The sequence below is a fragment of the Mesorhizobium sp. WSM4846 genome (assembly GCF_055811415.1).
This window is the reverse complement of sequence record NZ_JBVVPZ010000002.1, coordinates 41,303-53,100: the sequence shown is the minus strand read 5'-3', so window position 1 is coordinate 53,100 and position 11,798 is coordinate 41,303. Positions and strand designations below refer to the sequence as shown.

Below are 11,798 nucleotides of genomic sequence, written 5' to 3'. Positions count from 1 at the left end.
TTCGGGAACGGCCATCAATGCCGCACAATGATCTGGCTGCCGATCTTCACGCGGTCATAAAGATCGATGACGTCGTCATTGGTCATGCGAATGCAACCGGAGGAGTTGGCCTGTCCGACGGTCCATGGCTGGTTGGTGCCGTGGACGCGATAAAGCGTGTCGCCGATATACAATGCGCGCGCGCCCAGTGGATTGTTCGGTCCTCCCTCTACATGGGCAGGCAGGAAGCGGCCATTTGACGCTTCCCTGGATCGCATTTCGGCCGGCGGTCGCCAATCCGGCCAGGTCTTCTTGCTCGAAATCGTGTCGCGGCCGGACCACTCCAAGCCCTCCTTTCCAACGCCCACCGCGTATCGTAGCGCCCTGCCGTTGCCCAAAATGTAGTAAAGCCGCCGCTCCGTGGTGCTGATGATGATCGATCCCTTCGGTTGAGCCTCGCTGAAATGCACGATTTCCCTCGGGATTGCTGACCAGTCGCGTCGGGTTTCTGCATCGGAAGTCTGGTCGGGAGCGGAAGGGGAGACCAGTACATTTCTTGCCGGATCGTAAGTCCAGCTTCGTGGGTCATAACCGCTATTCGATTGGGCCTGCGCCGGCGCCATCGCGGCAATCGATAGGACGGCGATCAGAAATGCACGCAATCTCTGGTTAAGACGCGGGCTGGTCAGGACTTTGCGTCCCGCAACCTTGACGGGAACAGGCAACTTCGCAAGCAGGATCATGATTGCCGCCAAGACCGATCTCTTCTGCATCCAGGCGTCCATCTGGCGATCACCTGATTCCAGCGCGCACCATATCGCTTTGCAGGCGGTTCGCAACATTTGGCACCAAACGCTCGTGCGCAATCCAATTGGACTTCCAATTCTGCAATGTGCACGATAGAGTGAATCGGCGGGAAAACCATGAAACCAGCGACGCGGGCATCGCTCGTGCGTCCCTTTGCGATAGGACCAATTTTGACGGGACGCGACACCTGCCATGCCGATCGGATCTCGGGAACCAGGGCTGCTTTTGTCGCCTGCGGTCTTGCGATGGTCCTGGCGTTCGGCCTTGCCTCGTCGCAGGCCAACGCCGCCGAACCGCGCTGGCCTGCCGGCCCGTACAAATACATCACCGTTGATCAGTCGGTGGCCGACGCGCTGGTCGAGCTAGGCCGCAACATGCGGGTGCCGATGCGTGTCAGCAAACTCGTAAAGGGGCGTTTAAGCGCCGGCATGCCGGTTGGGACGGCGCGCGAGTTCCTGCAAGAGATCTGCGATCGATACGGGCTGGTCTGGCATTTCGATGGCATTGTCATGAACGTCGCGACCGAAGCCGAGGTCCGGACGGAAATGATCGCGCTTGATGCCAACACGGCTGCCGGTGCGGAAGATCGGCTTTCGCGGCTGGGGGTCGTCGACCCGAAGTTTCCGATCAAGGTGTCCAGGCAGGACGATGTTGTCTCGGTATCGGGGCCGCCGTCCTATGTTGAACTTGTCAGGAAAACACTGGGAGTTCCTGCGGCGCCGAGCACGAAGCAGGATGTTGGCAAAGTTGTGCCGGTCCGCGTTTTCCGCGGCAGGCAGGCGGAGGCGCAGAATGTTCCCTCCGGCAAACCGAACTAAGCAAGCAGGAGGGCAGGTTCATGCAAATCGCGCCGATTGGAGCCCTGGAAGCCACGCTGGCGAACTTGACCACCAGCATGGCTTCGCAGCAGCAGATCACCGCCGGCGCGACAGCGCAGCCGGGTAACCGGATGGTGGGTGCCAATCAGGAAAAACATGATGCCGCGAAGGTCAGTTTGCCTGAACGCGGTGATGTCGCCGCGCGGGCAGGCCAGCAGGTGGCGCAGTCGTCTTCGGGAGCCAATCCGGCGATGGCCGGACAATCGTCCAAACTGGAAAAGACCGAGCCGATCGCCGAACACAAGCTGTTCGATTATCTGGCCGAGGTGGAGAAGGCTGGGGGCGGGGCGCACACGGATCCGTCTGCATTGTTCGGTTCTGCGGTTCAGTCGCTGGAAGGGACGATGCAGCAGGTCCAGAAGGCCCTTGGCCAGGCAAACGCCCCTGTGAGTGCTGAAACGGCCGCCATGCAGGATGGCGCCGGCAAGTCCGCCCCGTCAGGCAAGCCCCCGTCAGGCAAGGAAGACGAAAACGCCACCGCAAAAAATGCCGAGCAACTGCTCGAACGATCCATTTCGGTGATGTGGGCAGCCGCCAATCTCGAAGTGGTCACGAGCAGCGTAACGGCCGTTACGTCGTCCACCAGCACGCTGATCAAGCAACAGTAAGCCTACGGAGTGTTCGTGCACACGATAACCTTGCCGCGGCGGTCGACACTATTGAATCGATGCGGCGTCCGGTGCCGCGTCGCGCTCGTCGTGGTGGGCATGCTTGTGCTCCAGGCGTGCTCGGTTGAGCTGTATTCCGACCTCAACCAGCGGCAGGCCAACGAGATCGTGGCCACGCTGATGCGTCATGGCATCCCGGCCCAGCGCGAGGCGGGCAAGGACGGCAAAATGACGGTTTCCGTACAGAAGGACCGTTTCGCCGAGGCCATGGCGATTCTCGACGAAAGCGGGTTGCCCAAACAGGAATTCCAGACCCTCGGCGACGTGTTCAAGCGAGACGGGCTGGTATCCTCGCCAGTCGAAGAGCGTGCGACGATGATTTATGGCCTGAGCCAGGAACTGTCGCAGACGATTTCGGACATCGACGGCGTGCTTTCCGCGCGCGTTCATCTCGTCCTGCCCGAAAACGATCCGCTGAGACAGCGGCTGGTGCCATCGTCCGCCTCCGTTTTCATCCGGCATCGCGCATCCGTTCCGATGAATGAGCTGATTCCTCAGGTCAAGATGCTGGTGGCCAAAGGCATCGCCGGGCTGACTTATGACAATGTATCGGTCACGCTCATTCCGGTGACCGCGGCGGTTCCCGAGCACGCAACCGGCGAGCCAGGTTTCACAACGTTCCTCGGCCTCTGGCTGCATCCCGACAGCGTCGCCGCCGCGATGTGGCTGTTTTACGGCATGACGGCGGCGATATTGGCGCTGGCTGCCCGCCTGGCTTACGTCCAGTGGTATCGACGACCCGGCGTTTATGCGCTCGACGCTTCGGTCATGCTGGTGAAGAAGACATGATCCAGACCGGCTCGAAGCAAACTGCCAGCCCGGAATGGCAGACATTCATGTCCAATCCCGCATTCTATGCGGATGCGGCCCGGCTGGCGCAATGCTTTGACGGCACGATCGGCGAGGCTGCCTGCGAGCGTATGTTGCGGTCGCAGCGCCTGCATCAGCGATTGTCAGTGCTTCTGCTTGAGCGTTACGGCCTCAGCGGCGCCGTCTGCAACCAACCAGCCGATGAGACAGACCTGGCGATTGCCTTGTCGTCGGGTGAGGAGTTGGAGGAACTTGCGCTTCGCGCCGGCGCGATCTACTGGGCCGGCAGTCTGGCCGCCGTCATCGATGGACGCCAGGCCGCCGCGTTGCAGGCAGCGCTCGGCGCGGAAATCTGCGCTTTCGCAGTCGCCAACCGCGATCTGGCCGGTCCAATGCAGCCGTTGGAGCCCCTGGAAGACATTGATCGTCGTGTCCATGGCGACGGCCTGCGTTGCCTTGGCGCCTGGTGTCAGGCGCTGCCGGGCGAAACGAGCATGCGAGTCCGCCTCAAGCTGATGCCGCATGCGCTTGTCGACCAGCCGGCAGCCGAACCATTTGCCGAAGCTGGTCCGGCAATCGTTCGACGGGCGATGAGTTAGGCGATATGGTCGAACCGGACAAAGTGACCACTGCCGTGCCGAGGCGCCCCGTCGCCCGCATCCTGCGCGCTGCCGAGGCACGCGCCTGGCAGGATGGGCACGCTTTTCTCGACGAAGCCAGGCGTGATGCGCAGCAGTTGCGTGACGCCGCTCGGCGAGCCTATGCGGCCGAATATGCGCAGGGTTATGAAGATGGCAAGGCGCGAGGCGACGAGGATGCCGCGCGTCTGGTGAGCGAGACCGCGGTCAAGGTCGATCGCTATCTCGGTGGGCTGGAAGCCGAAATCATCAATCTGGCTCTCGATGTGGTCAGGCGCGTGCTGGGAGAATTCGACGCGAGCATGCTGGTCGCCAAGGCGGCCGCGCAGGCCGTCACTGAAATTCGCCGCGCCAAATATCTAAAAGTCCGACTTCATCCTGCTTCCGTCAACAGGGTTCGCGACGAACTGAACGCGGTCCTGCGCGAGAGTGAGTTGGGCATGACGGTCGAGATCGACGCGGACGATACGCTGGCGACGGGCGCCTGCATCCTCTCGACCGACATTGCCGTCATCGACGCCAGCATCGAGGCACAGCTCGACGCCATTGCCGCGGCGATTTCATCAAAGGCCGAGGCGGCGGCATGACAAGTCCGGCCACCAAGCTCGAGAGCCGCCTCGCATCGATCGTTCCGAACCTGCGTTCCGGCCTGCGTGAGGATGCCAGCCGGCCCAGGAAAGGGCGTGTACGGCGGGTCACCGGCACGGTCATTCACGCGACGGTGGAGGAGGTTCGGATCGGCGAGATCTGCGAACTCCTCGATCCCAGGACCGGCACGGCGACCAAGGCGGAAGTCGTTGGGCTCATGGACGACATGGCGATCCTTGTCCCGCTTGGCGATCTCACCGGCCTTTCAAGCCTCACCGAGGTCATTGCGACCGGAAAGACCCAGACGGTGCCCGTCGGGCCCGGCCTGCTTGGTCGGGTGATCAGCGCGTTCGGCGAGCCATTGGATGGCAAGCCGCTTGCGCCGGATGGCATTACCGGCAGCTATCCCGTCAACGCCTATCCGCCGTCGCCGCTGGAGCGCAGTTTGATTTCCGAGCCTATCCAGCTCGGAATCCGCGCCCTCGATGGGCTTCTCACCTGCGCGCGTGGGCAGCGCGTCGGCATCTTCGGCGAGCCTGGCGTCGGCAAGTCGATCCTGCTTTCGGATATCGTCAGCGGCACCGACGCAGATGTTGCCGTGGTCGCGCTTGTCGGCGAACGCGGACGTGAAGTGCGCGAATTCATCGAGCATCAGCTTGGCCCGGAAGGGCTGGCGCGCGCGATCATCGTCGTCGCGACGTCCGACCGGCCGGCGATCGAGCGCGTCAAGGCCGCTTATGTGGCGACCAGCATTGCCGAATATTTTCGCGACCAGGGCAAGCATGTGCTGCTGGCAATGGACAACATCACGCGGTTTGCCCGTGCGCAGCGCGAGATTGGCCTCGCTTCAGGCGAGCCGCCGACGCGTCGCGGTTTCCCGTCTTCGCTTTTTGCAGTTCTGCCCCGATTGCTCGAGCGCTCAGGGCCTGGCCGCGTCGGCTCCATTACAAGCCTCTACAGCGTTCTTCTGGAGGGCGATGGCACGCTGGATCCGGTTGCCGAAGAAATCCAGGCGCTTTTGGACGGCCACGTTTTTCTGTCGAACGAGCTTGCACAGCGCAATCATTTCCCGGCCATCGACGTGCTGCGCAGCCGCAGCCGCCTCATGGACACGGTGGCGCCGGCGGAACATCGGTCGGACGCCGGCCGCTTGCGGGAGCTGCTCGCCCGCTACGCAGACGTCGAATTGCTGCTGCGCGTCGGCGAATACGAAAAGGGCAGCGATGCGGTGGCGGACGAGGCGGTGGCGAAGATCGACGCCATCAACGCCTTCCTGCGACAGCCGTCCGCCACCCACGAGACCATCGAGCAGACACGCGAACGCATGCGGGGGATCGTCAATGAAAGATCGTGACACGATCGCACGATTGCGCGACCTCAGGCGCCACGGTGAACAGCGCGCAAACGAATTGGTCATAAGGCGATACGCCGCTGCGCAGCGGGCCGCCGGGGCGGTTCGGGAGGCAGCCGCCGCGGTCAGCGAACACTTGCAGCAGACAGCCGACGCTGAGGATGCAGCGTTCGCTTCGCTTGTTGGACAACCGGTGAAGGCCGTCAGCCTTTATCGGCTTCAGGGGCAATTCGAGAACGCCGCCAGGCAAACCGAGCAGCTCCGGGAAAACGAGAAGATGGCCGGCGTCACTGAGCAACGACGCAAAGCGGAGTTATCGGCCGCCCGCAACGTTCATCGCGCCAGCATGAATGCGGTGACGAAGCTGGACGGGCTGTTGCAGCACCTGACCAAACGCACTGCGCGTCGCAGCCTCGCGCTTGCCGAGCTTTCCGAAGAAGACGAGCGCAGTCCAATGCGCTTGCCCGCAGAACGATAGTCCAATCCGTGATCGTGAATATGGAAGTGTGATGCCTCAGGCCTTGGCGTCGGCAAAAAAGAAAGCGCGCGCAGAGCCGGCGAGACGCACACGCTCGAGCGTTGGCGAGCCGCTGACATTGGAATCTGTTGCGGCTGGGGAGGTTGAGGCATTGAACGCCTTCTACCGCCGTCGTGCTGCCGCGCAGATCACGATTGCCGGGAAAACCATGGCGATCGCCGCCGTCTGGCCGGCGCCAAACCCTGTGGACCAGCCAATATGCACGATTGCGTTCACTCTCGGAGACATGGCGGGCAAATTGCGCTTGCCGTTATCTGTTGTCGAACGAGGCCTTGCCAAGGCTGACGAGCTGATCGACGTGAAACGACTGGCACCCGCTCACGCCGCACTGCTGCTGGAGTCCGAATTCGAAAAAAATTTCGAATGGATCGAGAGCAAGCTGGGCGAGACGGTCACTATTGCGTCCGTCGAACGAGAAGACAGCGTTCTGAACCAAACCGCTTTGGCTTTCGCCCTGTCCGGCAAGGACGAAACCATAGGTTGCGCCTTGCACACCGACAGCGTCGGTCTGGCGGTGCGGGCCGGGCGCTTTCTCGACGCGATCGGCAAAACAAGACCTCCGGTTCCTGCCGAATTCCCGTTGCCGGTCTGCCTCTGGCGCAACGCGCTTACAATCAGCCACGGCTATCTTCAAAGCCTGCAACCTGGCGATGTGGTGCTTTTCGATGACGAAGAGGAAGAGGCGGCATTGGTCATTGCCGAGCGGCTTTATGCCCCGGCGATGCTGACTGCCAGCGGGCCGCAACTGCTTGCCGCGCCGACTGCAATCGCTGGATCGAAATGGGAGTGGACCATGAACCAAGACACGCCGCCGCACGCCGACCAGGCATTGGAAGAGGCAACTCTGGACGAGTTGCCGGTTGCGCTTGCTTTTGAGATCGGCCGCACGGCAATGCCTCTCGGCGAGGTAAGGCAGCTTGCGCCGGGCGCCATCGTTCCGCTCGCCAATGTGACGAAGGAGACGGTCGACATCATCGCCAATGGCAAACGCGTCGGCCGTGGCGAGATCGTCCGGATTGGGGAGAGCCTGGGCGTGCGGATCGCCCGTATGTTCGACAATGCTTGACAATTCGCCGAACCTGCTTGGGATCCTGATTGCCGTCGGCTTTGTCGGTCTGCTGCCGCTGGCAGTCGTCACCATGACCGGATTCCTGAAAATCTCGGTCGTGCTGTTCCTCATTCGCAACGCGCTCGGCGTCCAGCAGATGCCGCCCAATCTGGTGCTCTACGGCATAGCGCTCGTGCTCACGGTCTATGTCACGACGCCGTTGCTGAGCGAGATGTCGGGACGGCTTCAGGAAGGGCAGGTTCAGTTCCAGACGACCGACGACCTCGCCAGGGCGGCGCAACTGGTGAGGGAACCATTGCAGCAGCACCTGATCAAGTTCACCCAGCCGGAAGAGCGGCAGTTCTTTCTCGATGGGACGAACCGCCTGTGGCCGGAACAGGCACGACAAGATCTGAAGGACGACGATCTTTCGATACTCGTTCCTGCCTTTGTCGCGTCCGAGCTTACGCGGGCGTTTGAAATCGGCTTTCTGCTTTATCTTCCGTTCCTCATCATCGACATCGTCGTTGCCAACATCCTGATGACGCTCGGCATGATTATGGTCTCGCCGGTCCTCATTTCGGTCCCGCTGAAACTGTTCCTTTTCGTCGCCATAGATGGCTGGTCGCGGCTGATGCACGGCCTGATCCTGAGTTACGTCTGACGCCGCTGGGAGGTTTGCATGAGCAATGACTTCATCCTGGCGAAGGTCCAGGGCGCGCTCCTGACGGTGCTGTTCGCGTCAGGCCCGGCGATCGTCGCGGCGCTGGCCGTCGGCATCCTGGTTGGGCTGGCCCAGGCGCTGACGCAAATTCAGGATCAGTCCCTGCCGCAGACGATCAAGCTTGTCGTGATCCTGCTGGTCATCATCGTCTTCGGCCCGCTGCTTGGCCAGCAGATCGCCGAGCAGGCCTCGACGGCGCTGGACGAATTCCCCGTCGTCACGCGTTGAGGCGCGCGGATGCCGGTCGAACCCTTCTTCGCGTCGGTCAAGGAGCTACAGTTGTTTCTTCTGGCGGGAGCTTTCGCGCTCGCCCGCATGACCGGGTTCATGCTGCTGATGCCGCTCTTTTCGCGCGTGCCGCTGTCGGGCCTTCTGCGCAACGGCGTTGCCCTGGCGCTGGCGGTTCCGGTCTTTCCGATGATTGTCGACAAGCTGACAAACACCGACATCGCGACGACGATGATCGTCGCCTACATGCTCAAGGAGGTCATCGTCGGGGTAACGCTCGGGCTGGCGATGGGCATTCCGTTCTGGGCGGCCGAGGCCGCCGGCGATATCCTGGACCTGCAGCGCGGCTCGACGATGGGGACGCTGATCGATCCGATGATGACCCATGAGACGAGCGCCACCGGCACCTTGCTCGCCGTCATCATGGTCACGGTCTACCTGGCTGCCGGCGGCCTCGAGCTTTCCTTGACCAGCCTCTACGACAGCTATGGCCTGTGGCCGATCGACCGGCTTCTGCCGGTGTTCAGCAAGGATGCGGCCGGCATCTTCCTCGATCTCTTGAACCGCATTCTGATGATGGCATTGACCCTGGTTTTCCCGCTCATCATCAGCATGCTGTTGTCCGACCTTGTGCTGGCCTTTTTGGCGCGCGCCTCACCGCACCTCAACGTTTTTGCGCTTTCGCTGATCGTGAAGACGCTGGTGTTTAGCCTGGTCTTCGTCCTCTATTCTGCTTTCCTGCTCTTCTACATGGAGCGCGACCTTGGCTTCCTGCACGAGGCAGGCCGACAGATAGAAGCGATCGGCTGCCGCAACTGTCAATGACAGCAGGAAGGTTTGCGCAAGCGTCGGTCGTAAGATGAAGCAATCGTTGGCCGGCCAATAAATACAATTTATCGTTGAGGAAAGATTCTGACAATTTGACAAGCAGCCGAGCCGCCAACGATCTTACGCCCTCCCGACTTGTCTCCGAACCGGAAGCCATGGCTCGCCTGACCACTTCACCGATCTTCGAGGACCTGCGACTGGTCGATGCGGAAAGGCTGCGCAGGCTTGTCAGAATGGGCGCCTATGAGGGGCATACAGGGGGGCTGGCGCATGGCAAGCTCCAGGCCAATGTTGTGATTGTGCCGCGCAGCTTTGCCAGCGATTTCCACCAGTTCTGCATCCGCAACCCGAAACCCTGTCCATTGGTCGGCGTTAATCGCGCCGGCAGCCCATTGATCCCAGCGCTGGGCGACATCGACATCCGCACCGATGCCCCCCAGTACAACATCTATCATTTCGGCGAGCTGACCCGTCGGAGGACGGACATCATCGACCTGTGGCAGGATGATTTTGCCGCTTTCGCGCTCGGCAGTTCGCTGACCGTCGAAGCTGCACTTGCCGAAAAGAAACTGAGCCGCATCGGCTGCGGCAAGGCCTCACCCAAGTTCCGAACCAGGATCCAGACGTGCCGCGTCGGACCGTTTGGTGGCGAAATGGTCGTCTCGATGCGTCCGATAAGCCGTTGCGATGTCGACAGGGTTCGCGCCGTCACCGCACGCTTCCCGCATGCCCACGGCTCTCCCATCCATGTCGGAGATCCCACGGTCATCGGAATAGCCGACTTGATGGCTCCCGACTGGGGCGATGCGGTGAAAATCATGGACGGGGAGGTCGCTGTATTCTGGGCCAGCAGCATCACCGCGCAGGATGCACTTGCTCGCGCCGAACTCGTGACCTCGATCACGGTATCGCCGGGGCACATGCTGATCACCGACGTCGATGCACGAGCCGATGCCGGCGCTTTCAAGGTCTATTAGCAGTTCTTCATCACCGGTCAGCGGTAATGCTATTCGAGATGCGAAATGCGGTGAGGTCGGTCTCGATCTGCCTCACCACATCTTCGATCATGTTGCAGTGGCCCAACCTTATGCACTCGAGGCAGTGAAGCTCCCCGGCAAGTGCTCCCACTACGTGATAACCATTTGGTAACCTTCCGAACTCGAAAGTGAGAAAGTGCTGGCTCCTTTTTCCCTCGATAGATGTTAGGGCTGGTATCGAGTGAGACAAAGGAGAAAGGACCGGGATGGCCACGGTACTGAACGCCAAAGGCGTTCCACTTCCCTACAGCGGATCCTCCGTAAGGTGGTATTCGGCGACGAGTTCCAGCTCAACACTTTATGGCAGCACATACAACGACTCGATGTATGGCGACGGTAACGTCACCGTCACAATGCGTGGCGGCAAGGGCGACGACATCTATTATCTGTATGCCGCGAAAAACAAGGCGGTCGAGCTTTCCGGCGAAGGGGTGGACACCATCTCGACCTGGATGAGCTACAAGCTCCCGGCCAATTTCGAGAATCTGACGGTCACCGGCGACAAACGCTATGCTTTCGGCAACGAGCTGAACAATATCGTTACCGGCGGCTCCGGCCAACAGACGCTCGACGGCTTGCAGGGCGATGACGTGCTCAAGGGCGGATCCGGGGCGGACATTTTCGTCGTCAACCCCGGCAACGGCAGTGATCTGATCCTGGACCTTGGCGCGACGGATACGGTTCGCGTCGGGAGCTACGGCTTCACCTCCTTCGAAGAGGTGCGCGCCAACATGGTCCAGTCGGGAGCCAACGTCCGGCTAAATCTGTCCGACGGCGAGTTTCTCGTCTTCGCCAACAAGACCATCGGCGATTTCACTGCAAGCCAGTTCAAGCTGGCCGTGGACAGGTCGGCCCTGGAACTCACCTTTTCGGACGAGTTCGATACGTTGGACCTGTGGAACGGCTCGAGCGGCACCTGGGATTCGAATTACTGGTGGGGGGCCGAGAACGGCAGCACGCTCACGAGCAACAATGATCTTCAATGGTACATCGATACCGACTACGCCCCGACACGCTCCGTCAATCCGTTCAGCATCGAGGACGGCGTTCTCACCATTACCGCCGCCCGGGCTCCTGAAGCGATCCGTCCCTATATAAATAACTACGAATACACGTCAGGGTTGCTGACGACCTACGAATCCTTCGCGCAGACCTACGGCTATTTTGAAATTCGAGCAGACATGCCCGAAACACAAGGTGCATGGCCGGCCTTCTGGCTTCTCCCGGCGGACGGCTCCTGGCCACCGGAACTGGACGTCATCGAGATGTTCGGTAAAGATCCAAACAAGCTCATCCTGACAGGCCACTCGAACGCGACGGGAACTCATACAACAGTAGGCACGACGGCCTATGCCGCGGATACCGAAGGGTTCCACACGTATGGTGTGCTTTGGACAGAAGACGAACTCGTCTGGTATTTCGACGACGTCGAGGTCGCTCGTGCCGCAACGCCTGCCGACATGCATGACCCGATGTATATGCTGGTGAATATGGGGATCGGTGGCCAAGCGGGAGAGCCCGCCGACGAGCTTGCGACGCCTGCGGAAATGCAGATCGACTACATCCATGCCTATGCGTTGCAAGACTGGGTTATCTAACATTTGACAGATGGGCTCGGCACCGACGCGTTCGTCATCATTTCGGGCGCAGCCATTGCCGCCTGAAACCGAACTGGA

14 protein-coding genes are annotated in these 11,798 nt (G+C 61.0%); 13 read left to right on the top strand and 1 reads right to left on the bottom strand.

Annotation, left to right across the window (positions count from 1 at the left end; all coding sequences use genetic code 11):
- Window positions 1-14: 14 nt before the first annotated feature.
- Entirely contained in the window at window positions 15-764 is a 750-nt protein-coding gene (locus tag AC0L15_RS02600) for a L,D-transpeptidase (protein WP_287244574.1), read from the bottom strand.
- A 363-nt stretch (window positions 765-1,127) separates the two neighbouring features.
- Between AC0L15_RS02600 and AC0L15_RS02595 the strand changes: the two genes are divergently transcribed.
- The 13 genes from AC0L15_RS02595 (at window position 1,128) to eglC (ending at window position 11,720) form a co-directional block, all read left to right on the top strand.
- Entirely contained in the window at window positions 1,128-1,604 is a 477-nt protein-coding gene (locus AC0L15_RS02595) for a type III secretion protein (RefSeq protein ID WP_287209898.1), read from the top strand.
- A gap of 20 nt (window positions 1,605-1,624) precedes the next feature.
- Entirely contained in the window at window positions 1,625-2,272 is a 648-nt protein-coding gene (locus tag AC0L15_RS02590; protein WP_287244573.1) for a hypothetical protein, read from the top strand.
- A gap of 9 nt (window positions 2,273-2,281) precedes the next feature.
- Window positions 2,282-3,121 carry a type III secretion system inner membrane ring lipoprotein SctJ gene (gene sctJ / locus AC0L15_RS02585; RefSeq protein WP_287244572.1) on the top strand — a complete coding sequence of 280 codons (840 nt, stop codon included), beginning with the start codon at window positions 2,282-2,284 and terminating at the stop codon, window positions 3,119-3,121.
- A complete protein-coding gene (locus AC0L15_RS02580) occupies window positions 3,118-3,741 on the top strand; it encodes a SctK family type III secretion system sorting platform protein (protein WP_287244571.1) in 624 nt (207 codons plus the stop codon). Before sctJ ends, AC0L15_RS02580 begins: the two co-directional genes overlap by 4 nt.
- Window positions 3,742-3,746: 5 nt before the next feature.
- Window positions 3,747-4,367, top strand: a complete 621-nt coding sequence (sctL, locus tag AC0L15_RS02575; RefSeq protein ID WP_287244570.1) for a type III secretion system stator protein SctL — start codon at window positions 3,747-3,749, stop codon at window positions 4,365-4,367.
- Complete coding sequence (locus AC0L15_RS02570; RefSeq protein WP_287244567.1) at window positions 4,364-5,722, top strand: FliI/YscN family ATPase; 1,359 nt, start codon at window positions 4,364-4,366, stop codon at window positions 5,720-5,722. Before sctL ends, AC0L15_RS02570 begins: the two co-directional genes overlap by 4 nt.
- A complete protein-coding gene (locus AC0L15_RS02565; RefSeq protein ID WP_473495871.1) occupies window positions 5,709-6,197 on the top strand; it encodes a hypothetical protein in 489 nt (162 codons plus the stop codon). Before AC0L15_RS02570 ends, AC0L15_RS02565 begins: the two co-directional genes overlap by 14 nt.
- Window positions 6,198-6,405: 208 nt before the next feature.
- A complete protein-coding gene (gene sctQ, locus AC0L15_RS02560) occupies window positions 6,406-7,323 on the top strand; it encodes a type III secretion system cytoplasmic ring protein SctQ (protein ID WP_473495870.1) in 918 nt (305 codons plus the stop codon).
- Complete coding sequence (gene sctR, locus AC0L15_RS02555) at window positions 7,316-7,969, top strand: type III secretion system export apparatus subunit SctR (RefSeq protein ID WP_202363682.1); 654 nt, start codon at window positions 7,316-7,318, stop codon at window positions 7,967-7,969. Before sctQ ends, sctR begins: the two co-directional genes overlap by 8 nt.
- A gap of 18 nt (window positions 7,970-7,987) precedes the next feature.
- A complete protein-coding gene (locus tag AC0L15_RS02550; RefSeq protein WP_023799503.1) occupies window positions 7,988-8,257 on the top strand; it encodes an EscS/YscS/HrcS family type III secretion system export apparatus protein in 270 nt (89 codons plus the stop codon).
- A gap of 9 nt (window positions 8,258-8,266) precedes the next feature.
- On the top strand, window positions 8,267-9,082 hold the full coding sequence (gene sctT / locus AC0L15_RS02545; RefSeq protein WP_287244560.1) for a type III secretion system export apparatus subunit SctT: 816 nt from the start codon (window positions 8,267-8,269) through the stop codon (window positions 9,080-9,082).
- A 158-nt stretch (window positions 9,083-9,240) separates the two neighbouring features.
- Entirely contained in the window at window positions 9,241-10,062 is an 822-nt protein-coding gene (locus AC0L15_RS02540; protein WP_287244558.1) for a D-glutamate cyclase family protein, read from the top strand.
- A gap of 266 nt (window positions 10,063-10,328) precedes the next feature.
- Entirely contained in the window at window positions 10,329-11,720 is a 1,392-nt protein-coding gene (gene eglC / locus AC0L15_RS02535) for an endo-1,3-1,4-beta-glycanase EglC (protein ID WP_287244557.1), read from the top strand.
- Window positions 11,721-11,798: the final 78 nt, after the last annotated feature.

Excerpts from the sequence above, each read along its gene's own strand:
- AC0L15_RS02550 (WP_023799503.1), top strand. The coding sequence starts at position 7,988 with ATGAGCAATGACTTCATCCTGGCGAAGGTCCAGGGCGCGCTCCTGACG.
- AC0L15_RS02540 (WP_287244558.1), top strand. The coding sequence starts at position 9,241 with ATGGCTCGCCTGACCACTTCACCGATCTTCGAGGACCTGCGACTGGTC.
- AC0L15_RS02570 (WP_287244567.1), top strand. The coding sequence starts at position 4,364 with ATGACAAGTCCGGCCACCAAGCTCGAGAGCCGCCTCGCATCGATCGTT.
- sctR (WP_202363682.1), top strand. The coding sequence starts at position 7,316 with ATGCTTGACAATTCGCCGAACCTGCTTGGGATCCTGATTGCCGTCGGC.
- sctT (WP_287244560.1), top strand. The coding sequence starts at position 8,267 with ATGCCGGTCGAACCCTTCTTCGCGTCGGTCAAGGAGCTACAGTTGTTT.
- AC0L15_RS02590 (WP_287244573.1), top strand. The coding sequence starts at position 1,625 with ATGCAAATCGCGCCGATTGGAGCCCTGGAAGCCACGCTGGCGAACTTG.
- eglC (WP_287244557.1), top strand. The coding sequence starts at position 10,329 with ATGGCCACGGTACTGAACGCCAAAGGCGTTCCACTTCCCTACAGCGGA.
- sctQ (WP_473495870.1), top strand. The coding sequence starts at position 6,406 with ATGGCGATCGCCGCCGTCTGGCCGGCGCCAAACCCTGTGGACCAGCCA.
- AC0L15_RS02600 (WP_287244574.1), bottom strand. The coding sequence starts at position 764 with ATGGACGCCTGGATGCAGAAGAGATCGGTCTTGGCGGCAATCATGATC.
- sctL (WP_287244570.1), top strand. The coding sequence starts at position 3,747 with ATGGTCGAACCGGACAAAGTGACCACTGCCGTGCCGAGGCGCCCCGTC.
- AC0L15_RS02565 (WP_473495871.1), top strand. The coding sequence starts at position 5,709 with ATGAAAGATCGTGACACGATCGCACGATTGCGCGACCTCAGGCGCCAC.
- AC0L15_RS02580 (WP_287244571.1), top strand. The coding sequence starts at position 3,118 with ATGATCCAGACCGGCTCGAAGCAAACTGCCAGCCCGGAATGGCAGACA.